This window comes from Nitrospira sp. NS4 (assembly GCF_049546785.1).
GTDB lineage: Bacteria > Nitrospirota > Nitrospiria > Nitrospirales > Nitrospiraceae > Nitrospira_D.
Window position 1 is genome coordinate 324,663 of sequence record NZ_JBMWAN010000001.1, and the last position, 24,494, is coordinate 349,156.

Genomic DNA, 24,494 nt, shown 5'->3' on the forward strand with positions numbered 1-24,494 from the left:
CCACGCGCCGACAGGGCAGCTCAATGTTTCCGGGTCCGGGTACCCCAAAGCAGGACCGGTCGGAGATAAGTCAACCGACACGATCAGCGAAGCCCTTCCGGCTACACACTGATCATTACGGGTTGGGCGCGACGAAGACCAAAACTTTCAATCGCTGGCCCGTATGATTCTTCACCCCATGCTCTGCACCGGCCGGAGCCATGGTTCCCTCGCCGGGACCGAGCACTTGCTGCTCTGAACCGACCTGAAACGTTCCCTGTCCCTCAAGCACGAGATACACCTTATCCTGCTCGCCATGGATATGCCCCTTCTGCTCCTGTCCCGGCTCAAAGCAGTAGACATCGCAGAAGAACCGTTCCGTCTGAAACATATTGTTCTTCTTCATCTTCTCTGAGCTAAACTGCTGATAGTCCGACAATTTCACAACCTTCATAACGAAACACCCCTCCCGAATTATGAGTGACGAACGGGCGACTCAATTCGCCTGACAATCGAATCCACCGGAACCAGATGGCGGGATACGCCCAATTCTTTAGATGGAATGCCCATCGCAAGCCCGAGCAGTTGCGGCAGGTGAAGAATAGGAAGATCCAGCGATGTCTTCACGGCCCGCCCGGCACGCTCTTGATAGATATCCAGGCTCATGTGACAGAGCGGACAGGGCGTCACCATGCAATCCGCCCCCTGCTCCTTGGCCTCTTGCATATTCGCCCCGGCCATTGCCACCGCAACAGCTTCCTTTTCGAGAATGATCGGAAACCCGCAACACTTTGTCCGACCGGTATAGACCACCGACTCCCCTCCCAACGCACGAATCACCTGCTCCAGAGAGGTCGGGTTTTCCGGGTCGTCGAACCCAAGATCCCAGGAGGGCCGGAGAATATAGCAGCCATAGAACGGCGCGATACGCAACCCTCGCAAGGGAGCCTTGACCAGCTCGCTCAGCCGCCTGACCCCGATCTCCCGGACGACAATCCAGAGCAGATGCTTGACCTGCACGGTTCCCCGGTACGTGATCCCCTCGGGTGCCAACAGGCGGTTGATCCGCTCCAGCAAGCCCGGCTCGGTCTTCAAGCGCTTGTTGGCCGCCCCCATCACCCCCTGACAGGTCCCGCAGATCGTCATGACATCAAGACCCAGGCTTTCCGCTTGGGCAAAGGTTCGAGCATTCAGCGCCAGCGCGACATCCGGCTCAGCCTCGGTGACCACTCCCGCCCCGCAACAGGATGCGGCACCCAACTCGACCACCTCGATGCCAAGCCGTCCAATAATCGCCATGGTCGATTGATACAACTCGGGGGTCGCGCCCTTGGCGGCACAACCCGGATAGAGAGCGAATTTCAAGGCCATCTTCCACTCCCGTTCTTCATCGGTATGCCCTCTCTGACTTCTCAAAGGGGGTTCAATTGCCGCCTGCGGATCCTGCGCAACCATCCCCATTGGCACCGGTTACTTCGTACCACCCCCCGGGGCCGGCCGCACGCCGATCCTGCGGACGATCTCCTCATGCCATAGGCCACCGTCTCACGCCTCCCATCCAGCGCGCCGGAAACCCTTTGCAGTATAGTCAGCCCCGCGGGGCTTGTCACGAGCCCCCGCCCGCTCAACGTTTCACCAGGACCGACCAAAACACGGCGGAAGATGACAACGACAACAATCAACTGAACCGCCACGAAACCAGCAGCCCCCGATACCCAAGCCCGACCGCGCCACCGACAAGCTGGAACAGGCACTGATCCAGAAAATCAAGGGGGAGACGTCGAACTGCCGCCGCCTGACACACTACACTCGCCTCTCAAGCCCTCGCCATCAACGCTGATCCGGTGTTCGACACAGTGAAGGGCAAGACCGCCCGGCCGTATCGCAGCCTCCACAGCGCACGAGACATCCTGCACGCCGATCCGAATAAGGACGAGAGGCCACACAGAGGCGGGATCAAACAGCATCGAGGCGGGCGAGACCGGAGCGTGACGAAGCACTTCCCCCCCCCCCCCCGCCCCCACGTTTCACCTTTCACGTGTAACGTTTCACGCCTAAGGTCCCGCCGGGGGTGCGCAGGGGAAAGCGCCCGGTACCGTTTCTGTATGTGGATATGATTCTGGGAATGAAGATGGGGCGCCTCGGATGAGACGCCCCGCTCGTTGCATCGCGGAGGGCTTAGAAGCGGCTGCGGCCGCCGAAATCGTTGCCGCCACGTCGACCGCCGCCGCCACCACCGGTGCGGGGCTCTTGCGGCTTGGCTTCGTTCACCGTCAACTCACGTCCGTCCATCTGCGTGCCGTTCAAGGCGGAAATTGCCGCCTGGCCTTCTGCCTGCGAGCCCATTTCGACGAAGCCGAAGCCTCGCGATTGTCCCGTCAACTTGTCGGTGATCACACGCGCGGACTCAACAGTCCCGTGTGCGGCGAACAAGGTGGTTAACTGCGATTCCGTTGCCGCATAGGGCAATCCGCCAACATAGAGTTTTGAACCCATGGGGGTCCTCCTTCTGAAATTGATATTGTAGAGAACACGAGAACAGCTTCAAGAGGGGAAGGAGAGGGCCGAAGGCGCAAAGAACAAGGCGACCTAGGTCAGACTTCCGATCAGATTCTCGGTAACAACAACATCCGAAATGGGCCGTTCGGTGTGATGTTTCACGCGAGGCCCGCCGCGATGAAACACGGACACTCTAGCATGCATTCGCATAAATAGCCATTCACAATAATTGGGCCAGAGACGGCGCGTAAGATACGGCTCCGGGGCTATTTATTCTTCTTGCGTCTTATGCGCGAGCTTCTTTTTGATCACAGTCAGGTTCTCAGGGGTCGATCGTACCCGTATCGTAAGTCCCTCGGCATCATAGGCTTCGGACAAGATACGCATCCGAGCGCGGATCTCTGCCACCACCCCTTGAGCAGTAAACGGAATATGTAATTCCTCGTCGATCATATCGCTCTCAAAGTACCGCATAATATGCTCACGCAACGCCTGCAGATCTTCCTTGCGTCTCGTGGAAAGAAACACGGCGTCGGGATATTCCACCTTCAGAGACGCGAGATCGTCCGGTCCGAGACGATCCTGTTTATTCAACACCAAGAGACTGGGAATATCCGTGGCGCCAACTTCGGCTAACACCTTCCGCGTGACGTCGAGTTGGGATCGAAAGGACGGATCTGAGGCATCGACGACAAACAGCAACAGCGAGGCAGAGGCCGCTTCATCCAGCGTCGACTTGAACGACGCCACCAGGTCATGCGGGAGCTTTTTGATGAATCCAACCGTATCGGTCATGAGCACTTTGGGACGCGTGTCAGGATACAGTGGCCGGATCGTGGTATCGAGGGTGGCGAACAGCTTGTCGGCCACAAGCACCTCGCTTCCCGTCATTGCGCGCATCAGCGATGATTTGCCGGCATTGGTGTACCCGACGAGCGCGACCGTCAATTCGTGTTCCCGTCTCGCGCGGCGCGTCTGATGCTCGTCCCCGATCGCCGCCAATTCAGCCCTGAGTTCTTTCATGCGGTCGCGAATTCGGCGTTTATCGAGCTCAACACTTGTCTCTCCTGCCCCTTTGCCCCCGATTCCCCCGCTTTGCCGCTCTCTGGCGCCACTGGCTTCACGCAACCGTGGCGCAAGATAATTGAGCCGCGCGATCTCCACCTGGAGCCGGGCCGCTCTGGTCCGCGCGTGTCGGCTGAAAATCTCAATGATGACGCCGGTACGGTCGAGCACAGGCACTCCGGTGGCACGTTCAAGGTTATTCAATTGTGACGGCGACAGATCACAGTCCACGATAACGATCTGCGCCTGTTCGCGAGGGCCGGGTGAGGGCTCGAGTGTGTCATCCGATTCGTCGTCTTCAGATTCCTCCGTGACGTCCGGTGCCGCAGCCTCGCGCTTCGAGGCCGCTTTGTGCATCGGTCGTTCAAACGACGCCGCTATTGTTCCAGAACCACCGGTCCACAGCGCCAATTCGGCAAGTTTGCCCTGACCCAGGACCGCCGCATATTGATCGGAGCTGCGTTTTTGCGTCACCTGGCCCACGACTCTGTACCCGAGGGTGGTTACCAGACGTGTGAGTTCTTGCAGAGAACTGTCCAGCTCCTCCCTCGTCACACGAGGGGTCTGGATCGCCACAAGAACGGCATTCGATTGTGAGGGCGTCGACATCGCAGGTTTTTCCTTGGGTACATTGTGGTGAGGGGATTCGATCTTACCAGGGACTTTCGTGTGAAGGCCAGCTCGCATCGCAGGATCTCGATGAGATGCCCCAGAGAGGACACGTCAAGCAGAGGCCGTTGCGGGCGGCGAGGAACGAGTCCCGCCCCCTTTGCTTTCCCTTTAGCTCACCTCACGCCCGGGAATACGGGTGTCCCACATCCCAAACTCAGCACTTCAGAAAAGCACTCAGGACTCAGGACCCAGCGCTCTGCTTCGCCAGCAGCGGCGTGGGGGGGGGGGACGGACACTCAGAGGCGGGCGATGTTATGAAGATTCCAGATGGGAAGTCGCCGGACGGATGCGAATACGCCCTGGCTCAACGGTCACAATGGCCCCCGATTGAAGTTCGGTCCCGTAGCGGGTGAGAGCCATCACGCAGGCTGCTGCTTGCTGAGAAACTGACAAGATCACTAGCCGGACAATTCCATCATGGGCCTGGTCTCGCACCACCGCCAGCTCACCGAAATCCTTGTCGAGGGTAATGAGAATACGCCCTTCGTGAGAAGCCCGCGCCAAGATCTCATCATCCCCAGGATCGGCAGGCCAGTCCCCCGCCCAGACCACATCGTGCCCTGCGACCTTCAGCGGAGCCACCACCCCGCCAGAGAGACAGCTATCTAACAGAAGTTTCACGAAGCGGTTTCAAGAGGAAACGGCTCAATGCGCTCGTGCCCGACGATCCGATGCGCATACGCGAGGCACGCCTGAATGTCTTCACGCTCCAGCCATGGATAACCATGCAAAATCATATCCGTCGTATCCCCTGCCGCGAGCATACCGAGCACATGTTCTACGGCGAGTCGGCGGCCCCTGATAATGGGCTTCCCCCCGAAAATCTTCGGATTGACTGTGATGCGTTTGAGAAGGAGCTGTTCATCCATGGGCCACCTCACCTGGGTGCATGATAGCGCACTTGAGTGGAGAAGAAAACCAATGGGAACAGTTCAAGCCGCCCCCCCTCTCTCAGCCGAATCGACTCAGGCCGCACGATGAGCAAAAGAGGAACGCCACATGGAAATATCCAGAGATTCAGCACTGACAGCGCTGGTCAGGGTAAGGGGCGGTCAACAGAAGCTCGGCTCAGCACTCAAGACTCAGGACTTCCGTGGAGCACTGTTCTTCACCATCGGCGGCGTGGTGGAGACGGACAGTCAGAGGCGGGCGAGGCGTGAGCCGGCGTGACTGACGGGACGGCTTCGGATTAAGTAGCCTGTCGCCTTTTCTTCCCCTCGAATTCATTCCTTAAACGGCTTGAAGAATTCGAGATCTACGTCATAGGTCTTGCGAGGAGTAAGTCCGAGTTCGAGTTCCTCAAACATTCCTATTAATCGCTCCCCGTCTACTAGTTCGATTGGGGGCACCCCATCTCGAACCGCTTCTCGCTTGGCATCAGAAGTAAATGTGCCGGTGGTCAGAATAAGGCCCTTATCTGCCCTACCCATCATCGCACCACGAAAATCTCGAACTGCGCCGGGCCCGACTGATCCGTCATACCGCTTGCATTGGAAGTACACTCGGAAGCTAACAAATGGGTTGAGCTCAAGTACGCCATGTCCATCAATCCCGCCATCACCAGAACGTCCGGTGACGATCACCTCTTCAAACCCAGACTCCCGCAAGAGACGCTGACATAATCTTTCAAACCCTCCAGGCGGCAAGGATTTCATCGTGGCTAGCAGTTGTTCCCGATAGGTCGCATCAGGCATCCCGGGCAAAGTGAGCTCTTCGATCGCAATCGCTCTTGCTCCACCAGCCGGAGCTGTTGGAGGATCCACTGTTTCAGGACGTGCGGTAGTTTCCTGAACACGTCTCGTCATCTCTCAAATATCTCCCTCAGAGAGCCGAGCCGCATTTCGCCCCTTTTCCGTCAAGGACCACACGCCTCGTCGAGACGAGTCAATATAGCCATCTTTCGCCAGATAGAAGCGTGCCCAATGAACTTGGTTTTCAAACCTTGAAACACCGTTTGCAAGGCGCTCCTCAAGAATCAAATCCGATAGAGAAAGCTCTTTTGCGATAGCTGGGCAGACTTCGGCTGGACGGGCTGATCCTCCCAGCTTTTTCAAACTCTCAAGGACGGGATTGATGTAGTCAGTATATTGAGGCGGGCGAGCCGAGGGTTCTTTGCTCATGAGATCAGCCTTTCTCTGCATCATTTCCTAGGTCATTCGCAATCAGCCTGAACTGTTCAAGGGCGCCTCGAGGTCGTCGACGATCTCTGAGCCCGAATAAATTGGGCCTGACATCGCTCTCTTCCCCCTACGCTTGGAGACTCCTTGTTGCATCTGCTGACTCTTTCAGCCTGTATAAGACGCGAATGTGCGGAACTGCCCCAATTAGTAGGGCGGAAACCTTTTCATACGTATTTGGTGTGGATGGGCGAACTCCGAAGTGGATGGTGTTTCGAGAGTCCCTGACTGCATCGCTCCAAATGGTAACTGAACGCAACTCCTCAAGTCGGATTCCGCTTGCTCTGGCAATGGCCTGGAACACGTCTTGGTGCTCGTATACAGTAATCACAGCTTTGATTTTCCTTAGGACGCCTTCCATAGGATCTTCGAGTTGTAGCTTCTGCTTCTGGAACTTCTGCTCCTGGCCTTGCGGGACGGCCGCAATCAATGAGCCGCCCAACTCAAGCCACGCTCCTTCCGATGCTTTGCCTAGCATCGTAATAGCAGCCGTGAAAAGTTCATTGCGAAAGCATTTCACGGCTTCCCGAAACGCATCCGCTATATCTGGATGTATATTTGGAATGTTCATGGTGCTTAGGTAGAGATCAGGTTCTGCTAAGAACTGATTGGCTGCCCCTTCTCGTGATGGAGCCCGCTTCACGCGGGCTGGGCATGGGATGAAGAATTCGTTAAAGGTCCATCCGGAGGATTCACCACCGCTCCCTGGAATGACAGTGGTCCAACTCAAGGTTGGTGGTTCACCTTGTGCTTGCGCCATGGAAACTATGAAGCCATGATGAATAAGTGACCACATCGCCTCGCTTGCCGCGAGCCGCCATGACATTGCGTCAGCCGCGGCAGCGATTGCCGGAATTGAATCTACTGATGGGTGAAGGACAATAACTTTGGGCATCTCGACTTTGTTAACCGCAAGAACTCCGGCGATCAGTTTCTGGGAATCATTCTCCTTGGCTACATTGTCCAGTATGATTCCTTTGGCCAAAACAACTCGTTGCGGTGTCACGGAAACCTTCTCGCAAATTAATTTGTAGGCTTCTTGCTGAGTCATGATTGTCGCGTCTCAAATAGACATAGCCGGAAGAAGCTGGGTTACCGGAACAGTCCACACGCAATGTTGAATTGGCATAGCGAGATCTTCAGGAGACTGACTCGGTTTCGGAGTCGGGATACAAGCGACGAAGACTTTGGTGAAGCACTTCGATTTCCAGGTAGTTGTTCTTACGAAAACCAACAGGGTCAGGTCTTGCGATCATACTTTCATTCAGGGATCGCAACCTTGCCTCCCTGTTTCGCCTTAGAGACCTCCAGACAGGCCGTCGGTCTTTCCACTTTTGCCGCCGCAGAATACCCCTTTCCTCCCCATAAATCACCAGGCCTTTGCCTCCCCGCCCTTTGACCCCACACATCCCTTTCGTATAGGCTCCTCCTGACTGAAACCATCTGCAGCCGATCCAGGACCGAGCCATGAACCGATCAGACCGACGCCGACAGGACGCCATCCAGGGGAAGACCGGCCACGCGCCTGACTCCTTTGCCCTCCGCAACCTGCTCGACCAGGGCAAGCGCCACCATCAGGCCGGACAACTGGCGGAGGCCGAACGGAGCTATCAGCTCGCCTTGAATATGGCGCCAGGGCATCCCGAAGCGCTTCAGCTTCTAGGCCTGCTCGCCTATCGGGTCGGCAACTTTGACCAGGCCATCGACCTCATTACCCAGGCCCTCGACGCCGCTCCCTCGACCCCGCTCTATTGGTTCAACCTCGGCGTCGTGACGCAACGGGCAGGAAAAAAAGACGAGGCCGTGCGGGCCTATGAGCGCGCGCTCACGCTCAATCCCAAATATGTCGAAGCCCTCATCAACCTGGGCAACGTCTTCAAAGATCTGCAGCGCCTCGACGACGCAGTCCAGGCCTACCGCAAGGCCCTGGCCCTCAACCCGAGCCATGCCGATACCCATAACAATCTGGGAGTCGCCCTCAAGGAGCAGAACCATCTTCACGACGCCATCGCCTCCTATCGTGAAGCAATCCGGCTCAAGCCGACACACTTCGAGGCCTGGAACAATCTGGGGCTCGCGCTGATGGAGACCGGCCCTATCGAGGAGGCGATCGCCTCCTTCGAAAAGGCCCTGACCATCGTGCCAGACTCGCCCAAAGCCCTCTACAACCTAGGCGTGGCCAGCATCTGGACGGGCGAGCAGGACAAGGCCCTCGCCCTCCTCACCCGGATCGCGACAACCAAGCACGACCATGGCCGGGCCGTCACGGAGACCAGCCTGTTCCGGTCACGCCTCAAACACGATGCCGAGCAGACCCGCTACCTCATCGAGCGCGGGATCCTCGATGCGTCACACCAGCGCTATGTGGAGGCCTTGGACCGATTGACGATCACGCTGGCCGCACAATACCCGACACAAAACCGCTGCCCTATTGATCCCGCCGCGCTGACGCCGATTGCGCCCTCCTTCAATCAGTTCCTCTATCGTGCCCCCTGCGAACGGCTGGCCGGGGGCGCGCTGAATCCCGGCCTCGATGTGCCGGCCATCGAATCCCGCTATCTGGGAGCACAGCCCGAAGTCACCTTTATCGACCAGTTGCTGCAGCCGGAAGCCCTCATCGGCCTGCGCCGGTTCTGCCTGGAGTCCACGATCTGGAAGAAGGACTACGAGAACGGCTATCTCGGAGCTTTTCTAGGAGATGGATTTGCCACCCCGCTTCTCTTACAGATCGCCGAGGAGCTGCGCCTGGCTTTCCCGCGCATCTTCAAACAGCATCGCCTCACGCAGGCCTGGGCCTTCAAGCAAGACAGCGCCAGGCGCGGGCTCACGCTGCATGCCGACGCCGCGGCGGTGAATGTGAATTTCTGGATTACGCCGGACGAGGCAAACCTGAATCCTGAGAAGGGGGGCTTAGTGGTCTATGACAAGGAGGCCCCGTCGGACTGGAACTTTGCGGCCTACAACAGCGAGCAGAACAAACCGAAAATCCTCGAGTGGCTGGATCAGTCGGGCGCGCGGACCATCCGGATTCCCTATCGCGCCAACCGGGCTGTGGTCTTTAACTCAGACCTCTTCCACGAAACGGACGAGATCACCTTCCGGGAGGACTATCCCAGCCGGCGCATCAACATTACGCTGCTCTATGGGTACCGGCACCAACCCTAGCGCGCTCCCCCTCCGTCGTCCCTTGTCCGGATAACACCGGCTGCGGATCGGCCATCGCCTCGACCACCACCGACTTGATCCGCTCTCGCAGCCGGCTCGTCGCCAGCCGCATGACGAGCGCGACCAGGCCCGCCAGGATCATGCCGACAGGAACCAGCGCCCCGGCCACCAGTCGTAACCGCTCCTCCTGGGTACGCCCCGCTCCCTCTCCCTTGGTCCGCAGAAAGCTCAAGCGCGCCCACGCAATGGTCGAACCCTTGTCCATCACCGGCTCAAACACTGTCACCCGTTCCTGCCCGGGAGTCGGTTCATCCAGGAACACCCATTCGCGACTTTGCGCCCGGATGGAGGCCCAGCCGGCATCCTGCATCTGCTGGCCGACATAGGCGGGATTCGTCGCAGCCAGCACCCGGTCGCCCGTATCGATCAACATCGCGTCCGCAAGCCCCTCCGCACCCCAGGAACCGCCCAGCAGCTCCTGCATCTTGGGCACATCCACCTGAAACACCGCTGCACTCAGCGATGCAAACACCCGGCTTACCGCCACGGCCCGCTGCCGGGCCGCCTGGCTGGCCTGTCGCTCGCCATGACGGCTTTCCGCCAGATCCGACCGGTGGAGCGTGTAATAGAGCAGGCTTCCAATGAGCAGGATTGCCACTAGCGTCACACATCCCACGCGAAGCATCAGTCGGTGTCTCCTGTCAGCAGAACGCCGCGCACTCGCCTCGGCGCCTGCGAGTGGATAACCCTTGCACGGATCATCCGGTCGATTATCACGGCCGCCCGCCCCCCTCCGAAACGGCCTCGCGCTGATAAGGCTCGCGCTCCAGCTCCTTGACCAGCTGTTGCAGCCTGGACCATGCCTCGGGGGGAAGACTCGCAAACTCCAATCCGAAGGAACCGGCGCGACACCATCGAACCACGGCCTGCGTGACCTGAATCGGCGGATCCTGTTTCGACACATGAATCGCCAGCTGCAGCGTCGTGCCGACTTGCACCTCGGTCGGGCTGACAATACGACAGCCCCGGATGGAGAGGTCCACAACATTGCCCTCTCCTTTCACGAGATTGATCGAGCTGAAGGAGCTCGAAAACAAGACGGGGAAACGGGGGTGCTGCCGATGTTCCATAGGCCAGGCTCTCGAACTCGATGTTCCTAGCCTGTACTATTGCCAATCGGCCTGAGTTCCGCCACCTTTTTTGTGATTCCGGCACAGTCCAAGGACGCGGCCATGGGCAGCGGTTACGCCACCGGAGGGCGACGCCCCCGCCGAAAGATCGCCTGGATCTGGGAGAGGCCTGCAAGCCGGTGGGCCATGGGATTGGGCACCTTCCCCTTGAAGAACATCCTGATCCCCAACGGGAGAACTTGCAGGAAGCGGGACACGTCAGGCCCCACCACTTTGAGCGGCATGACCGCTTCATTCAGCCGCCCCTGCCCCTCGATGAGATCCGCAAAGGCCGTGATATGGCGAGCCCCCGCGGTGGGAGCCAACCGATGGTCCAGGGACGCCCTCCGCAAGCGGATGATCGCTTCCATCGGCTTCACATCTTTGGGGCAGACCTCGACGCAGTAGTTGCAGCGGGTGCAATCCCAGATGCCGTGCGCCTCCTGAAGCACCTCAAGCCGCGCCCGCTTGACCCGCTCCGACTCACGGGGGTCCGAGAGAAACCGGTCGGCCTTGGCCAACGCCGCCGGTCCCGCGAATCCCGGCGACACCTCGTGGACCGTACAGGCCGCCACGCAGGCCCCGCACATAATGCAGGCATCCACATTGTGATAACGGGACTCCGTTGATTCAGGGAGCGACTCTGCCGTCCCGTCGGATCGATGGCCGGCGAACGCCGATGTGGACAGCCAGGGCGTGATGTTCCGGATCTTGCTCCAGAAGGGGCCCATGTCGGCCACAAGATCCTTGATCACCGGAAAGCGCCGGAGCGGGGCGATCCGGAGCCGCCCGTGGCGGGCATATTCCTTCCTGACGGAGGTGCGGCAAGCCAGCTTCTCACCGCCGTTGATATCCATCGCGCAGGATCCGCAAATCGCGGAACGGCAGGAATACCGGAGCGCGAGACTCCCGTCGACCTCGTTCTTGATGCGGATCAGCAGATCCAGCACGGTCGTGCCCCGCCTGACATCGAGGCGGATCTGCTCATCGTGCGGAGCCGCGTCCTGTTCGGGATTGAACCGCTGGAGCGTAATGGTGAGGCGCATAGGAAGGTGACCAGTGATCGGTGATGCGTGATAAGAACGGAAGGCAGGTGCCAGATCGGCAACTTCTCCTACCCATCACGCATCACTCATCACCCACCACATCGGTTTAATCGAGTTCGAAGACCTTCGGAAAATTCGTCAGGTTCCGGCAGCCGTCTTTCGTGACCAGCACCATATCTTCGATACGCACGGCGCCTAACCCGGGATAGTAGAGTCCCGGCTCGACCGTCACGACATGGCCTTCCTGCAGCAGCGATCCGGTTCGGCTGATGCGCGGGGCTTCGTGGATATCCAGCCCCACTCCGTGCCCCGTGCCGTGAAAATAGCCCTGCATCCGGCCATCGACCATACCCGTCTTGTAGCCCGCCTTCTCAAAGCGGGTACAGATGCCCTGATGAATCTTCATGCCGTCGGCGCCATCCTTGATCTTCGTGATCGCCTCTTCCTGCGCGTCCTTCACCGTCTGATAGAGACGCTTCAGTTCCGGGCTGGCCGTTCCCCGAATCACGGTGCGGGACATGTCGGCGAAGTACCGGCTGCCGGCCGAACGCGGGAACACGTCGAAAATGATGCTCCGGTGCGCAGGCAGGGGCCCGCTGCCCTCATGATGGGGATCGCAGGCCTGCTCGCCGCCGGCCACGATCGTATGTTGGGCGACACAATCGCGCTCCATCAGCTTCACATTGATGAGCTTCTTGATCCGTTCGGAGGTCAGGGGTTCGCCGTCCAGCCACAGCTCCTCCCCGCGAATCTCTGCCTGTTTGAGCGTCGCATGGGCCGCGGCCACCGCTTCTTCCGTCGCGCGCTGCGAGGCTTCGATATGCCGGACTTCTTCGGCGGTTTTTATGACCCGCCGCTCGTAAAAGGGATCCCGCTTCGGCTTCATGCTGTATCCCAGCTCTTGCAACCGGGTGGCGTGGATGAAGGGGAAATTCGCCGGCACCAGCAACTGCCGGATCTTCGCTTCGCGCAGCACCACGTTCACAATGTCGACTGTGCCAGGCTCCTTCACCCCCTGGGCCTTGGCCTGTTTTTCAAGCTCCGAGTACGAGAGCACGCGGTCCACCGATGCCTGCGTCCTGGCCCGATCCATTTCGAGATCGCTCATCACCAGGAGCCGCTCGCCCTTCACTTCCATATAGATGAAGGGATCGGGCGCCACAAATCGCGTGGCATAGTAGAGGTTCGAATCACCTTCACTGGCGGCAATAAACAGGGTGGCGATGTCAGGCTGTACGGAGGGGGATCGTTTCATGGATGGATTATAACCAGGGAAGCGGACGCGCCCGAAGCCTTTCGTCTCATGAATGGTCCGATGCTAACATGGGGTCTCGGGTCGGTCAAGGCGTGACCGGCGCGGGCTCCGGCGCCGACTCGCGCCGCGGCTCGGCCGGCCTCTCTTCGTTCGGTGTGACGAGATCAATCGGAAGCATCAGGGTATTCTTCAAGACATCGATGGCCAACTGCGCCAACCCCGACAGTCCGGTCGTGAACGACTTCATCGGCAGATAAATCACCTCCGGATTTTCCACCGCTCCCTTCACGGAAAAAATCGCGGTCGTCATGCCGGCACGCTCGCCGGCAAAAATACGTCCGAACAAGGGAATCGTATTGAGAAATTGCGAATAGGACCCGAAGGGACTGACGGCCACAATCATATCGAGTTGATCGGTCGGCAGGTCATAATTCCCGGCGCCGGTAATTTTCAGAACCGGACTATCGATAATCAGGTTTTCCGTTTGAAACGACCCGTGCTGAATGCTCAGGGTCGCCGCAATTTTGTCATAGGGCAAGCCGTACTTTTCCAGATCGACCTTGCCCTGCAGGACCGCCGGCAGGTTGAGAATACTGAGAATCTTCCAGATGGCCCGCTCTTCGGATTTCAAGATTCGCCCGTTTTCCAACAGCACCTCGGCCTTTCCGTTGAGAGAGGGATATACGCCATGCGGATTCCGACCGTGTCCGCGAATGGACCCGCTCACACGCACCATGCCGGAGTAGCCTTGGATCTCCGAATTCGTCAGACGCAGCAGGTCCTCGACTTCCAATCCGGTCGCGCGCAGCGACACGTCCACGTCCGTCGGCCCGTTCCGCGGGAGCTGCGCCACCACCCGCCCCGCCACCTGACCGTTGGCTGAACCGCCCGAGATCCGATCGATGTCCAGAATGCCGTCTTGAAGCATGATCCGCGCCGTCAGACCGCCGAATTTGAGATGCTTGTAGTGCGCCCGTGCCGCCGAGACCGTCATCGTCGTCTGGCTCGTGGCTGCCAGATACTCCAGAAACTCACGCATCGGCGACCGTTCGCCTTTGGGAATCACCAGATCAAGATCCAGCTGATCGGATTCGATCTTGCCCGTAATGACGGGTTTGCTCGACCAGTTCCGCACCGTCGCCTCCAGCCCAAGATCGGTGTCCTGCACCTTGAACGACAGCCGTTTGATCTCGGCGCCGTTCCGCACCAGCTTCACCCGCGCATACAGATCTTCAACGACATACCCGGCCCCCTTCACCAGCAGCAGCCCGTTCGTCAGCGCGACCCAGCCCGTTGTCCGCCAATTCTTCCAATCAGTATTCTTGCCTTTGACATCGAGCGACACCTCGACCTGGCCCGCCTCAAAGCCGCCCTTGGCAATCCATTCCGGCAAACTCGACAACGACAGCGTGCCCGTCGCCACCGCCACATCAATGGAAAACTTTTCGCCGACCTTGATCGCCCCCTTGACCGGAATTCGCGCGGCAGGCAGGACCAGCTCAACCAGCGTGACGGTGGCGGCGTTCGCCCGCGTCAGATCGCCCTCAAACTCAAGCGCCGCAGGCGCTCCGACCGGCTTTTCGATCACATCCGCCACGACCACCTTCGACTCCGTCAGCACCAGATTGCCCCGCACATGCGGCGCGCCCGTCGCCCCGGTCAGCCGCACCGCCGCGCCGAGAATGCCCTCGAACATCCCGGCCGGAACGACCCCGCCGGGCACAAATCTCCCGATCAGGCCCGCGTCGCCGTTTGTGCGGATGACCAAATCCTGAAACTGGCTGGCTGCGCCCCCCGTGATCCCCCCCTGCACCTGCACCGTCGTATCCCCCAGATGCGCGGTCACCCGGTCGAACTGCGTGGTGCCTTCCGCAAGGATCAAACGGCCCTGCACCCCGGTGATCCGCTCGGGCAGCGAGGGATGCGTGAAGCTGACGTACCGGGCGGTAATCTCCCCTCCGGCGAAGGTGATGCCGTCCGACTGAGCGAGCGGTCCCACCAGGCGAAACGTCGGCAGCGCCAGACCTTCCACGTCCCGCATCCCCGCCAGAAGCAGGCTCAACTGCTCCGATTTCACCGTCTTGCCGAGAAACTGCAGCAAGTCGCCCGCCGCCATGCTGCCGGTGATATCCAGTTCCAGCCACGGGCCGGCTTCCAAAAACGACACCTGCGCTTTCCCCTCCGTGATCTGCATCGCCCCGTAAACCCCGGTAAATTGCGCAACACGCACGCGCCCCGGTTCCACCACCACAACACCGGCCAGATCTTTCGTCGGCACCCGTTCCTGCCCCAGTAACGCCCGGCCCTCCTGAATGTGAAATTCCCCGTTCACCGATAACCGGGAGCCCGAGGTCGCCGACCCGGTGACCGTGGCATTCACCAGCTGCACTTTTCCGTCGATCTGGTATTCGGTCAGAATTGCCGGAAGCTGCGGATGAATCCATTGAGCCGGAATCGTGGCCAGCAATCCCGGCAACGTCACCCACGAGGAATCGAACGTCACCGCAAAGGTCGGCTGCGTCGTCAGCAATCCCGACAGGTTCGCCTTTCCCTTCAGGCTCAGCTGATTCACCTGGGCCGTCAGGTCGGAGAGCACCGCATCGTACCCGGACAATCCGGGGAAGAGGCGCACCTGGCCTTGGAGATTGACCACCCCCCGCACCTGTTCCGGAACCGGCCGGGGTCCGAAAAAATCGGCAAATTCCCGCAAGGCGACATTGGCCGCCTCAACCCGGCCTTCAAACTGAAACACCGGCATCGGAGCAGCGGCTTCCTCCGCCGTCAGCGCCGCAGACCGTTCCACCCGCTTGACCCGGCCCTCCAGCGAGACGGCCGCGAGCCCTCCCTCCGCCGTCTGCGCCACCGAAAGCTGCACATCGGCCACACCCTGCTCCGGACGGATCACCAGCCCCGCCTCGACCCGTTCCAGCGTGAGCGAACGCACGCCATCAGGCCGGCCCGCATCGACGACCGTGATGGTGCCGTTGACGACTCGCGCCTCGCGGATCAGAAAGACCCGCGCCAGCATCTCCATGGTGCGCTGATCGGTCGCCGCCTGGCTCGTCCCGTCCAGGATGTTCCAATGGCCCGCTTCGTTCCGCCGAATGGTCAAGGCCGGCTCTTCGACCAAGAGCCGCTTGCCCACCACCTGCTTCCGCAAGAGGGGAAGAAACCGCAAGACGAGATCGAGCCGTTTCGCGGAGAGCACCACTTGCTCTGAACCGGGATCGTAGATCGCCACCTGGCTGAGTTCGACCCGGATGCTCGGAAACAGGACCACTTTCACCCGATGGACTTCGATCTTGCGGCCGAGGCTCTCCTCAAGCTGCTGCAGCACGAAATTTTTCAGGTAGTCTTGTCCGGACAAGGTGTTGGAAAAAAGGAAGGCGGCACCGGCTAGCACCAGCAGGGCGAGCACCACTACAAAACCGAGCCGAAGACGGGACACTCCACCCTCTCGATAAGAAAAATTCCGATGGTTTTGATCTTACCGGAAGACCGGAGCGAAATCTACCAAACCTGCATGAGATAAGGGGATTTTCGATCAGCCAGGCATCGGACCGAGAACCGGCCCCGCAGTTTCCCCTAGAGGCGTCCTCATCAAGCCGCTATAATGCCGGCCTCCACTGGATCGATCCGACCGTTGCACCATACAGATTCCACTGACCACGCCTCCCCGCCGCTCACCCGCGTCCGCTGGCTCATCCTGGGACTGCTCTTCACCATTAGCGTGGTCACCTACATCGACCGGGTCAATATCTCGGTCACGGCCCGGCACATGATGCCGGCGCTGGGCCTCACCGATCAGCAGATGGGGTTTGTCTTTTCCGCCTTTGTGATCGGCTATGCCCTGTTCCAAATTCCCGGCGGCCGGCTCGGAGACCGGTGGGGAGCGCGCGTCATCCTGACCATTGCCCTGCTCTGGTGGTCGGCCTTCACCGCCTGGACCGCGATGGCGCCCGCTTCTCAGTTGGCGGAGTGGCTGGGCATCGTGTGGGCCCTGGCGCTTGTGCGGTTTTTGCTGGGAGTGGGCGAAGCCGTGGCCTTACCGAACTTCAACCGTGCTGTGACGGACTGGCTGCCGGCACAGGAACGCGGCCTCGGCATCGGGATCGCCATCGGCGGGATCGGTGTCGGCGCCGCCATGACCCCGCCCCTGACCGCCTGGATCATGGTCAACTACGGCTGGCAGACCGCCTTCTATCTTTCCTCGGCGCTGGGGATCGTCTTGGCGGCCGTCTGGTGGCTGTTGGCCCGCGACCACCCGGCCGACCATCCCTGGGTCGGCAAGCACGCCGCTGCAGTCGACGAGGCAGGCCCGCGCAAGGACTCGGCCGCCATCCCCTGGGCCTCGCTGCGCCGCACCCCGACAGTCTGGTGGCTGGTGCTCAGTTATAGCTGCCTCGGCTACGTCGCCTACGTCTATATGTCCTGGTTCTATCTCTATCTCGTCAATGTACGGGGCTTCGACATCCTGCGCGGTGGCCTCTTCGCCTCCGCTCCGTTCCTGGCCATTCTCATCTTCTGTCCGATCGGGGGCTGGGTAACGGATCGCCTCGCACAGCGGCATGGGATTACCGCTGGAAGGCGGAAGGCCGGGATGGCCGGCATGATCCTCGCTGGAACGGCGATCGGAATCGGCGCCCTGGTCGATTCCCCCTATCTCGCCATCGCCAGCCTCTCGCTCGGAGCTGGCTGGCTCTATTTCACGGTCGGAGCCTACTGGTCCTCGACAAGTGACCTCTCCAAGACCCATGCAGGGAGTTTATCGGGCTTGATGAATACGGGCGCGAACATCGGCGGAGCCATTTCGCCGACCGTCACCCCCTGGATCGCCGAGCACTGGGGCTGGCCCGTCTCGCTGGGAGCCGCAGCGCTCATCGCGCTCGTCGGGGGAGTTCTGTGGCTCAAGATTGATCCGGGGAAGGGACTCGCGGAAGTAAAGAGTGATGGGTGATCGGTGATGCGTCCGATCAGCACCTCCGCCATCCCTATCACTCATCACTGATCACTTCTTCCACCCCTTGCCCCTCGCCCCTTGCCCTTGTTACATTCTCCCTCTATGACTATGCAATTTCAGAAAAAAGATCCCCGCGCCACGATTGTCACCAAGTTCGGCGAGATCAAGATCCGGTTCTACCCGGACGACGCTCCCCGCCATGTGGAGAATTTCGTCAACCTTGCCAAGATGGGCTTCTTCGATGGGACCACGTTCCATCGCGTCGTCCCCGGCTTCATCATCCAAGGCGGCGATCCCTACAGCAAAAACCCGGATCGCACCGTTCATGGCACCGGAGGCCCCGGCTACTTCCTCCCGCCGGAGCCGAACGATCGCCCGCACAAGCGGGGCGCCGTGTCGATGGCCAAAATGCCGCGCGAGAGCAACAGCACCCGCGACTTTAACGACAACGGCTCACAGTTCTTTATCTGCGTCGGAGACAACAGCGGCCTCGACCGGCGCTATACCGTCTTCGGGGAAGTATTCCGGGGAATCGAGGTCATCGACAAGATCGTCGCCGCCGCCCGCGACGCCGCCGACAACCCGCTGGAACCGATCACGATGACCGTGACGGTGAAGGAATAAGGTTCGTTTCCCGTTTGTGCACGCCTGCACGCCCGTGCACCCGCGCACTCATCTCCGCTTACTAGCAACACACAGCTTCTCAGTCCCCTTGCGCCGCATCGCCACTCACATCTTACTGCTCCCCATTCCAACGATAATCAACGCCTGGATTGTAGCGGTACCGTTCTTGCTCAGCCTTGCTGCAAAGTCACTTTTAAGGCGTGAGGTGTCATGGACTCGATACCCATACTCATCACAATCGCGTCTCCGCTGCTCGCTAGCGCCCTGACTGTCTTATTCGGACGGCTGCTCGGCGAGCGGGTTGCGAACATCAGCATCGCCGCGTTGATGCTCTCAACCGGAACCGCTCTGCTGTCCTTCTACCAAATCCTCATTGCCGACTCTCTCGCGCTCACGATTCCAGGGCTGCCGTCGCTGTTGACCCCCACGGTGCTCGTCGATCGCCTTGCCGGAATCATGGTGATCCTTATCAGTGTCGTGAGCCTGGTGATTCACGTCTACTCCCGACAATATATGCAGGGCGATCCCGACTATGTCAGATTCTTCGCACTGCTCAGCCTGCTGACCTTCGTGCTCCTGACCCTGGTCACGAGCGGACACCTCTTGTGGTTCTTCCTCGCCTGGCACACCGTGACCTGGCTGCTCGCCACATTCATTTCCTTTAACCGCGCCAGTGCCGCGGCCCGCCAGGCGGGACGGACGACCCTGCTGATCCAAGGATTCGGGGATGTCGCACTCCTGCTGGCGATCGTGGCGCTCTATGCGGCCTTCGGCACGCTCGACCTGACGATGCTGTTCCACGCGCTCGGTGAGATGCCGAGCCGTCCGACCCTCTGGCCCGGAACCCGGTTCGAACTGGATGCGATCACGGCCAGCACGCTGCTGCTCGTCTTCGCTGTCATGACCAAATCCGCGCAGTTTCCGTTTCATATCTGGCTGCCCGGCACGATCGAAGCACCGACCCCCGTTTCGGCGATGCTGCATGCCGGCATCGTGAATGCCGGAGGATTTCTGGTGAACCGTCTGGCGCCGCTGTTCGGCCAGTCTCCGACCACGCTCTACATATTGTTCGTCGTGGGCGCGCTCACCGCCTTGATCGGCGCCTCGACCATGCTGACCCAATCCAGCATCAAACGCACACTCGCCTACTCCACCATGGGACAGATGGGCTATATGGTCATGGAATGCGGCCTGGGCGCCTTCGCGCTCGCCATCTTTCACCTCTGCGCCCACGGCCTTTTCAAAGCCACGCTGTTCTTGAATTCAGGCGATCACATCCACAAGGCGAGAACCGAGTACAGGCTGCCCGAGCCTCGCAGGGTCAGCGACACGCCGGCGTTCTCGTTCGTTCCCTGGGGAACCGGACTCGCCATCACGCTCATTTTGCCGCTGCTGATTCTGCTGATGGCCCACGGCCTGGTCCATATTTCCCTGTTCGAATCACAGAGCACCATGATCTTTCTCTTCTTCGCCTGGGTCACCTCGGCGCAGGCCATCTTCAGCCTCTACCGGCTGAACGTTGTCGCCTCCTGGAAGATCTCGCTCACGATGCTCGCAACCCTGACCCTGATCGGCCTCACCTATCTCTGGGCGGGGGAAGCCTTTACACACTTCCTCTATCCGGAGCCGGGGCGCGTCGCCGCATTTTTCCAAGCGGCCGCCTGGCACCAGGGCCTCTTCGATGCCGTCATCGTCGTGTCAGCCCTGATCATCATCGGAGTCTGGATGCTCCTCTACGGCAAGGCTCACGGCTACCAGCCACTGCTCCCGGCAGGGCTCGCCGCTCTGCACACGCGCCTCTACGTGGGGTTCCTCGCGGGCCTCTACGTCGAGGATCTGGTGCGGGCCCTGCGCCCGAGGCTCACACCGTTACGTGCGGCTGCTCGTCGGCCGCCCTGCTGATACAGGAGATTGCACGATTCGAACGGGACATCAGCGGCAGGCCGGGCGACATGGAGAACAAACAAGATGGAGATGCGACAGTCTGAACCGAGGAGGAGATCATGATGAGAGGCCTGACACTGCATCCGATGAAAGAAATCAAGATCATCGTGCAAGGCGACCAGTTGAAGTTTATCACCGATCTGCTGGACCGGACCGGAGCAAGCGGCTATACGATCATCAATAATATCTCAGGCAAAGGCCATCACGGCTTTCACGAGGGACATCTGCTGTTCAACGATACGAGCAGCCAGGTGATGGTCTTCACCGTCGTCCCCGAAGACAAGGTGGAACCGATTCTGGCCGGTCTGGGTCCGCTCTTCAACCGGCATTCGGGCGCGATGTTCGTGACCGACGTGGCGGTCAGCCGGCGGGACCATTTTGCACCCAAGTGAGCCGCCTCGTTCGGCCGGGCTTCCTCCCATCCGCTCGACGGGTTCCCGTTCGACTCGGTATACTGCGCGGTCAGATGCGCGTGCACGATCGTCCCAACAAGCGCTCTCAGTAGGTGCCACCGCTATGCCGTCCGTACAACCCGGCAGTTCCCGCGAACCTGCCGTCGCAAAACCGGAAGTCGCCGCCGCTGAAATTCTGGCGTGGGTCAGCGACTGCATCGAGGGAGGGCTCTGCCTGATCGCGCGCGGCATCCTGATTTTTGAAAATGCGCAATTCGGTGAATTGGTCGAGACCCCTGCCAAGGAGGATCTTGCTTCCTCGAAGTCCGGTGGCTCCTTGCGGTCACGCTTATTCGCCGACGCGCTCGCGTGGAATGAAGAGTCCCTGGGGACTCGCGGGACCATGACCTATCACCTGACAGGTCGTGACGGACAGCCGCTGATTTATGACTGCCGATTCAACGTGGTTCCCTACCACGGGGATACCGGCGTGCTCCTCGTCCTGCAGAACGTGACGGAGCGGACCATCCTCGCGCATGAAGCCTCCCAGGTCGCCCGGTTCCAAACGGTGCTGGCCAGAATTGGAACCCTTGCCGTCAGCGACGCCTCGGCTCAAGACCTGATGAACGAGGCGGTGCGACATACGGCGCACGCTCTGGGCGTCGAGCTCTGCAAGATCCTGATCGCGAGGGAGTCCGACGATCACCTCGCCGTCGTGGCGGGGATCGGCCTCGAAGAGGAGCTGATCGGCAAACTGACGATCGAGGGCGGCACGCATTCTCAAGCCGGCTTTGCCATTCGCGAGCGCGTGCCCGTGGTCGTGCGGGACCTCCGGAACGAAACCCGGTTTACCCCGTCGAAGCTCCTCACGGAACATGGCGGCATCGCCGGCATGTGCGTCCCGATGCTGGTCGAAGACCGCGTCTACGGGGTCATGACGGCTCATTCGAAACAGGTCAGAGACTTCACCGGGAAAGAGCGGGAATTCCTCTGCGCCGTCGCGAACACGGTGGCCACGGTCCTGGAACGGCGGCGGCGTGCCGACACCCAGCGGGATCTCTATCACCGGCTCTTCATGTCGGCGCAGGACGGCATCATGCTCACCGACACCGACGGCCGCATCCTGGAATGGAACCCCGCCCTCGAACGGATGACGGGCTGGCGCCGCGAGGAGACCCTCGGGCAGCGTCCCGGCATCCTGAAATCCGGCAAGCATACGCCGGACTTCTACGATCGGCTCTGGCAAGCGATTCGCGCAGGCCAGCCGTTCGCCGACCGCTTCGTCAACCGGCGCAAAGACGGGTCTGAATTCTTGGTCTGGGAAAGCGTCAGCCCCGTGAAGGACCGGGACGGCACCACCCAATTCTATATGGCCATCCTCACCGACTTGAGCGAACGGGAACAGATGCTGGAAGCGCTGCGCCATACCGAACAGGTCAAGCTCGTCGGACAGTTGGCCGGAGGGATCTTGCATGAAGTACGCAATCCCCTGATCGGCCTCGGCAGCCTCGCCACCCATCTGGCCGAGCAGAGCCAGCTCCCCCAGTCCGCCAGAGACCGCTGCCGCCTTATCGCGCGCGAGGCGGCGCGGATCGACGAACTGCTCGAATCGCACCTGGGACAGTTGCGACCGCGGCCGTTCGATCTTCGGCCCTGCGATCTGCCCTCGCTCATCGACGACACGCTGGCCCTGCTCCGTCCCAATCTGTCCAAACAGCGCATCGCCGTGCGGAAGACCATTGCGAACAACCTGCCGATGGTCGAGGCCTCGCGCGCCCATCTTCAGCAGGTGTGTCTGAACATCACCATGAATGCGATCGATGCCATGCCCGACGGAGGCGAGCTGGCGATCACGATCAGTCCTGAAACCAAGCGCGGCGCCGGGGTTCTCCTCCGCTTCTCGGACACCGGCAAGGGCATCGCCCCGGACAACTTACAGCGGATTTTCGAACCCTTCTTTACCAACGGCAAGGCCAAGGGCGTCGGACTCGGGCTGACGATCACGCATGACATCGTCGAGCGCCATGGCGGACAGCTGGCCATCAGCAGCCCGCCGGGCAGCGGCGCCGTGGTCGATGTGTGGCTGCCTGTTGGAGCACAAGGCCTCGCATGACCTGGCAACTATTACTGGTAGAAGACGAGCCCTCGGTTCGCGAGGCCTTTGCGCTCCGGCTGAGCGATCAGGGCTATATCGTGCAGACAGCCGGCTCCGGCGAAGAGGCGTTCGCGCTGCTGCGCTCGTTTGAACCGGACATCCTCATTCTCGACCTGGTCATGCCGAACCTCTCGGGGCTCGATGTGCTGGCCCGGGTCAAACAGACATCCCCCAATCTGCTGGTCATTCTCTTGACGGCGAGGGGAACCGTCAAGGATGCGGTGGAAGCCACGAAGCTCGGCGCCTTCGACTTCGTCGCCAAGTCGATCGATATGGAGGACTTGCAGCATGCGCTCCGCCGCGCCACCGAACTGCTCACCCTGCAACGCCAGGTCCGGTTACAGAGCGGGCAGGACGCGGAACGGTACGCGCTGGATCGGATTATCGCCAGAAGCCCCGTTACGCAGGCCTTCCTGAGTCAGCTCCGGGAACTGGCCAACACCGACCGGGTCACCGTGCTGCTCCAGGGCGAAACCGGCACCGGCAAGCAGTATATGAGCCGCGTCATTCACTACAACAGCGCCAGGGGACAGAAACCCTGCATCGAGGTGGACTGTCCGTCGATCCCCCGCGAGCTGTTCGAAAGCGAATTGTTCGGGCATGAAAAAGGATCCTTCACCGGCGCCCTGGGACGAAAGGCCGGATTGATCGAGATGGCCGAGGGCGGAACGGTCCTCTTCGACGAGATCGGCGACCTGCCGCTCCCGTTACAGGCCAAGCTGCTCCGCGTCATCGAAGAGCGGACCCTGCGCCGCGTCGGGGGATCGGCGACCATCCCGGTGGATGTCCGGTTCATGGCGGCAACCAACCGCAATCTCAAAGAGGCCGTGGCAAAAGGCGAGTTCCGCGAGGATCTCTACTTCAGATTGAACGTGGTCACGTTGACCGTCCCGCCGCTTCGCGACCGAGGCGAAGACATCATCCCTCTCGCCGAACAATTCATGGCCCGCTCCGCCATCGCCCTCAAAAAGCCGGTGCGCACGATCGGAGAGAGCGGCAAAGCCCTCCTGCGCCGCTATGCCTTTCCCGGTAACGTTCGCGAATTGAGCAATCTCATCGAGCGGGCCGTGCTCTTCTGCCCGGGCGATTCGCTCGAATCCGGAAATTTTCCAGCCGAGGTACAAGCCGATCATTCCACGAGTAGTCACACCAAGCCCCTTCCCGCGCCGGAAGTTCCCGCACCGGACGACCCGAACCGGGTCCACCTGACGTTTCAGCTCGGCGAACAAACGCTCTCGGATCTGGAAGACCGCATCATTGCCGAAGTCCTTCGGCGCTCCGACGGCAACAAAACCCTCGCGGCCAAGCACCTCGGCATCACCCGTTGGATGCTCGACCGGCGCCGGAAACCGTAGATCCAACCGAGGTCGAGCGCTGGCGCACCGCATCGCC

Annotated in this window: 22 protein-coding genes; 8 read left to right on the forward strand and 14 right to left on the reverse strand. The window is 60.4% G+C overall.

From position 1 onward, the window contains the following. Positions 1–115: 115 nt before the first annotated feature. The 6 genes from ACO9S2_RS01515 to ACO9S2_RS01540 all read right to left on the reverse strand — a co-directional run bounded on the left by ACO9S2_RS01515 (position 116) and on the right by ACO9S2_RS01540 (position 5,084). Positions 116–433 carry a cupin domain-containing protein gene (locus tag ACO9S2_RS01515; protein WP_423720007.1) on the reverse strand — a complete coding sequence of 106 codons (318 nt, stop codon included), beginning with the start codon at positions 431–433 and terminating at the stop codon, positions 116–118. A 20-nt stretch (positions 434–453) separates the two neighbouring features. Further along, positions 454–1,350 (reverse strand): CoB--CoM heterodisulfide reductase iron-sulfur subunit B family protein, encoded by an 897-nt coding sequence (locus ACO9S2_RS01520; RefSeq protein WP_423720008.1) that lies wholly within the window; start codon positions 1,348–1,350, stop codon positions 454–456. 807 nt (positions 1,351–2,157) lie between these two features. Then, a complete protein-coding gene (locus tag ACO9S2_RS01525; RefSeq protein ID WP_423720009.1) occupies positions 2,158–2,475 on the reverse strand; it encodes an RNA recognition motif domain-containing protein in 318 nt (105 codons plus the stop codon). 273 nt (positions 2,476–2,748) lie between these two features. Continuing rightward, on the reverse strand, positions 2,749–4,152 hold the full coding sequence (hflX, locus tag ACO9S2_RS01530; protein WP_423720010.1) for a GTPase HflX: 1,404 nt from the start codon (positions 4,150–4,152) through the stop codon (positions 2,749–2,751). A gap of 315 nt (positions 4,153–4,467) precedes the next feature. After that, positions 4,468–4,836, reverse strand: coding sequence for a DUF5615 family PIN-like protein (locus tag ACO9S2_RS01535; RefSeq protein ID WP_423720012.1), 369 nt, complete (start codon positions 4,834–4,836; stop codon positions 4,468–4,470). Further along, positions 4,833–5,084 carry a DUF433 domain-containing protein gene (locus ACO9S2_RS01540; RefSeq protein WP_423720013.1) on the reverse strand — a complete coding sequence of 84 codons (252 nt, stop codon included), beginning with the start codon at positions 5,082–5,084 and terminating at the stop codon, positions 4,833–4,835. The genes ACO9S2_RS01535 and ACO9S2_RS01540 overlap by 4 nt, the downstream gene beginning before the upstream one ends. Before the next feature lie 130 nt (positions 5,085–5,214). Between ACO9S2_RS01540 and ACO9S2_RS01545 the strand changes: the two genes are divergently transcribed. Next, positions 5,215–5,385 carry a hypothetical protein gene (locus ACO9S2_RS01545; RefSeq protein WP_423720014.1) on the forward strand — a complete coding sequence of 57 codons (171 nt, stop codon included), beginning with the start codon at positions 5,215–5,217 and terminating at the stop codon, positions 5,383–5,385. A 53-nt stretch (positions 5,386–5,438) separates the two neighbouring features. Here the strand turns inward: ACO9S2_RS01545 and ACO9S2_RS01550 are convergent, their stop codons facing one another. The 3 genes from ACO9S2_RS01550 to ACO9S2_RS01560 form a co-directional block, all read right to left on the reverse strand. Continuing rightward, on the reverse strand, positions 5,439–6,020 hold the full coding sequence (locus tag ACO9S2_RS01550) for a restriction endonuclease (protein ID WP_423720015.1): 582 nt from the start codon (positions 6,018–6,020) through the stop codon (positions 5,439–5,441). Between the two features lie 3 nt (positions 6,021–6,023). Further along, positions 6,024–6,335, reverse strand: a complete 312-nt coding sequence (locus tag ACO9S2_RS01555; RefSeq protein ID WP_423720017.1) for a winged helix-turn-helix domain-containing protein — start codon at positions 6,333–6,335, stop codon at positions 6,024–6,026. A gap of 127 nt (positions 6,336–6,462) precedes the next feature. Continuing rightward, positions 6,463–7,443 (reverse strand): hypothetical protein, encoded by a 981-nt coding sequence (locus ACO9S2_RS01560; RefSeq protein ID WP_423720018.1) that lies wholly within the window; start codon positions 7,441–7,443, stop codon positions 6,463–6,465. Positions 7,444–7,859: 416 nt separating this feature from the next. Here ACO9S2_RS01560 and ACO9S2_RS01565 point away from each other — a divergent pair, with 416 nt between their 5' ends. After that, positions 7,860–9,557, forward strand: coding sequence for a tetratricopeptide repeat protein (locus ACO9S2_RS01565; protein WP_423720019.1), 1,698 nt, complete (start codon positions 7,860–7,862; stop codon positions 9,555–9,557). Here ACO9S2_RS01565 and ACO9S2_RS01570 read toward each other — a convergent pair. The 5 genes from ACO9S2_RS01570 to ACO9S2_RS01590 form a co-directional block, all read right to left on the reverse strand. After that, complete coding sequence (locus tag ACO9S2_RS01570; RefSeq protein ID WP_423720021.1) at positions 9,523–10,242, reverse strand: hypothetical protein; 720 nt, start codon at positions 10,240–10,242, stop codon at positions 9,523–9,525. The genes ACO9S2_RS01565 and ACO9S2_RS01570 overlap by 35 nt on opposite strands. A gap of 88 nt (positions 10,243–10,330) precedes the next feature. Further along, complete coding sequence (locus ACO9S2_RS01575) at positions 10,331–10,687, reverse strand: PilZ domain-containing protein (RefSeq protein WP_423720022.1); 357 nt, start codon at positions 10,685–10,687, stop codon at positions 10,331–10,333. 113 nt (positions 10,688–10,800) lie between these two features. Beyond that, positions 10,801–11,772: a succinate dehydrogenase/fumarate reductase iron-sulfur subunit gene (locus ACO9S2_RS01580; protein WP_423720023.1), complete on the reverse strand. Its 972-nt coding sequence runs from the start codon at positions 11,770–11,772 to the stop codon at positions 10,801–10,803. Between the two features lie 106 nt (positions 11,773–11,878). Then, positions 11,879–13,027, reverse strand: coding sequence for a M24 family metallopeptidase (locus tag ACO9S2_RS01585; protein ID WP_423720024.1), 1,149 nt, complete (start codon positions 13,025–13,027; stop codon positions 11,879–11,881). 85 nt (positions 13,028–13,112) lie between these two features. Continuing rightward, the gene (locus tag ACO9S2_RS01590) at positions 13,113–16,475 is read right to left on the reverse strand and encodes an AsmA-like C-terminal domain-containing protein (protein WP_423720025.1); all 3,363 of its coding nucleotides are present in this window, start codon (positions 16,473–16,475) and stop codon (positions 13,113–13,115) included. 195 nt (positions 16,476–16,670) lie between these two features. Here ACO9S2_RS01590 and ACO9S2_RS01595 point away from each other — a divergent pair, with 195 nt between their 5' ends. The 6 genes from ACO9S2_RS01595 to ACO9S2_RS01620 all read left to right on the forward strand — a co-directional run bounded on the left by ACO9S2_RS01595 (position 16,671) and on the right by ACO9S2_RS01620 (position 24,457). Next, positions 16,671–17,984 carry an MFS transporter gene (locus tag ACO9S2_RS01595; protein ID WP_423720027.1) on the forward strand — a complete coding sequence of 438 codons (1,314 nt, stop codon included), beginning with the start codon at positions 16,671–16,673 and terminating at the stop codon, positions 17,982–17,984. A gap of 105 nt (positions 17,985–18,089) precedes the next feature. Beyond that, positions 18,090–18,611 (forward strand): peptidylprolyl isomerase, encoded by a 522-nt coding sequence (locus tag ACO9S2_RS01600; protein ID WP_423720028.1) that lies wholly within the window; start codon positions 18,090–18,092, stop codon positions 18,609–18,611. Between the two features lie 210 nt (positions 18,612–18,821). Next, the gene (locus ACO9S2_RS01605; protein ID WP_423720030.1) at positions 18,822–20,513 is read left to right on the forward strand and encodes an NADH-quinone oxidoreductase subunit L; all 1,692 of its coding nucleotides are present in this window, start codon (positions 18,822–18,824) and stop codon (positions 20,511–20,513) included. A gap of 104 nt (positions 20,514–20,617) precedes the next feature. Then, on the forward strand, positions 20,618–20,947 hold the full coding sequence (locus ACO9S2_RS01610) for a P-II family nitrogen regulator (RefSeq protein ID WP_423720694.1): 330 nt from the start codon (positions 20,618–20,620) through the stop codon (positions 20,945–20,947). Between the two features lie 124 nt (positions 20,948–21,071). Then, positions 21,072–23,060 (forward strand): ATP-binding protein, encoded by a 1,989-nt coding sequence (locus tag ACO9S2_RS01615; RefSeq protein WP_423720031.1) that lies wholly within the window; start codon positions 21,072–21,074, stop codon positions 23,058–23,060. Beyond that, positions 23,057–24,457, forward strand: a complete 1,401-nt coding sequence (locus ACO9S2_RS01620; RefSeq protein ID WP_423720032.1) for a sigma-54-dependent transcriptional regulator — start codon at positions 23,057–23,059, stop codon at positions 24,455–24,457. Before ACO9S2_RS01615 ends, ACO9S2_RS01620 begins: the two co-directional genes overlap by 4 nt. The last annotated feature ends 37 nt before the right edge of the window (positions 24,458–24,494 follow it).

What these genes read in the sequence shown, in the direction of transcription:
- ACO9S2_RS01515 (WP_423720007.1), bottom strand. Translation starts at nt 433, where the DNA reads ATGAAGGTTGTGAAATTGTCGGACTATCAGCAGTTTAGCTCAGAGAAG.
- ACO9S2_RS01520 (WP_423720008.1), bottom strand. Translation starts at nt 1,350, where the DNA reads ATGGCCTTGAAATTCGCTCTCTATCCGGGTTGTGCCGCCAAGGGCGCG.
- ACO9S2_RS01525 (WP_423720009.1), bottom strand. Translation starts at nt 2,475, where the DNA reads ATGGGTTCAAAACTCTATGTTGGCGGATTGCCCTATGCGGCAACGGAA.
- hflX (WP_423720010.1), bottom strand. Translation starts at nt 4,152, where the DNA reads ATGTCGACGCCCTCACAATCGAATGCCGTTCTTGTGGCGATCCAGACC.
- ACO9S2_RS01540 (WP_423720013.1), bottom strand. Translation starts at nt 5,084, where the DNA reads ATGGATGAACAGCTCCTTCTCAAACGCATCACAGTCAATCCGAAGATT.
- ACO9S2_RS01545 (WP_423720014.1), top strand. Translation starts at nt 5,215, where the DNA reads ATGGAAATATCCAGAGATTCAGCACTGACAGCGCTGGTCAGGGTAAGG.
- ACO9S2_RS01550 (WP_423720015.1), bottom strand. Translation starts at nt 6,020, where the DNA reads ATGACGAGACGTGTTCAGGAAACTACCGCACGTCCTGAAACAGTGGAT.
- ACO9S2_RS01555 (WP_423720017.1), bottom strand. Translation starts at nt 6,335, where the DNA reads ATGAGCAAAGAACCCTCGGCTCGCCCGCCTCAATATACTGACTACATC.
- ACO9S2_RS01560 (WP_423720018.1), bottom strand. Translation starts at nt 7,443, where the DNA reads ATGACTCAGCAAGAAGCCTACAAATTAATTTGCGAGAAGGTTTCCGTG.
- ACO9S2_RS01565 (WP_423720019.1), top strand. Translation starts at nt 7,860, where the DNA reads ATGAACCGATCAGACCGACGCCGACAGGACGCCATCCAGGGGAAGACC.
- ACO9S2_RS01570 (WP_423720021.1), bottom strand. Translation starts at nt 10,242, where the DNA reads ATGCTTCGCGTGGGATGTGTGACGCTAGTGGCAATCCTGCTCATTGGA.
- ACO9S2_RS01575 (WP_423720022.1), bottom strand. Translation starts at nt 10,687, where the DNA reads ATGGAACATCGGCAGCACCCCCGTTTCCCCGTCTTGTTTTCGAGCTCC.
- ACO9S2_RS01580 (WP_423720023.1), bottom strand. Translation starts at nt 11,772, where the DNA reads ATGCGCCTCACCATTACGCTCCAGCGGTTCAATCCCGAACAGGACGCG.
- ACO9S2_RS01585 (WP_423720024.1), bottom strand. Translation starts at nt 13,027, where the DNA reads ATGAAACGATCCCCCTCCGTACAGCCTGACATCGCCACCCTGTTTATT.
- ACO9S2_RS01600 (WP_423720028.1), top strand. Translation starts at nt 18,090, where the DNA reads ATGACTATGCAATTTCAGAAAAAAGATCCCCGCGCCACGATTGTCACC.
- ACO9S2_RS01605 (WP_423720030.1), top strand. Translation starts at nt 18,822, where the DNA reads ATGGACTCGATACCCATACTCATCACAATCGCGTCTCCGCTGCTCGCT.
- ACO9S2_RS01610 (WP_423720694.1), top strand. Translation starts at nt 20,618, where the DNA reads ATGAGAGGCCTGACACTGCATCCGATGAAAGAAATCAAGATCATCGTG.
- ACO9S2_RS01615 (WP_423720031.1), top strand. Translation starts at nt 21,072, where the DNA reads ATGCCGTCCGTACAACCCGGCAGTTCCCGCGAACCTGCCGTCGCAAAA.
- ACO9S2_RS01620 (WP_423720032.1), top strand. Translation starts at nt 23,057, where the DNA reads ATGACCTGGCAACTATTACTGGTAGAAGACGAGCCCTCGGTTCGCGAG.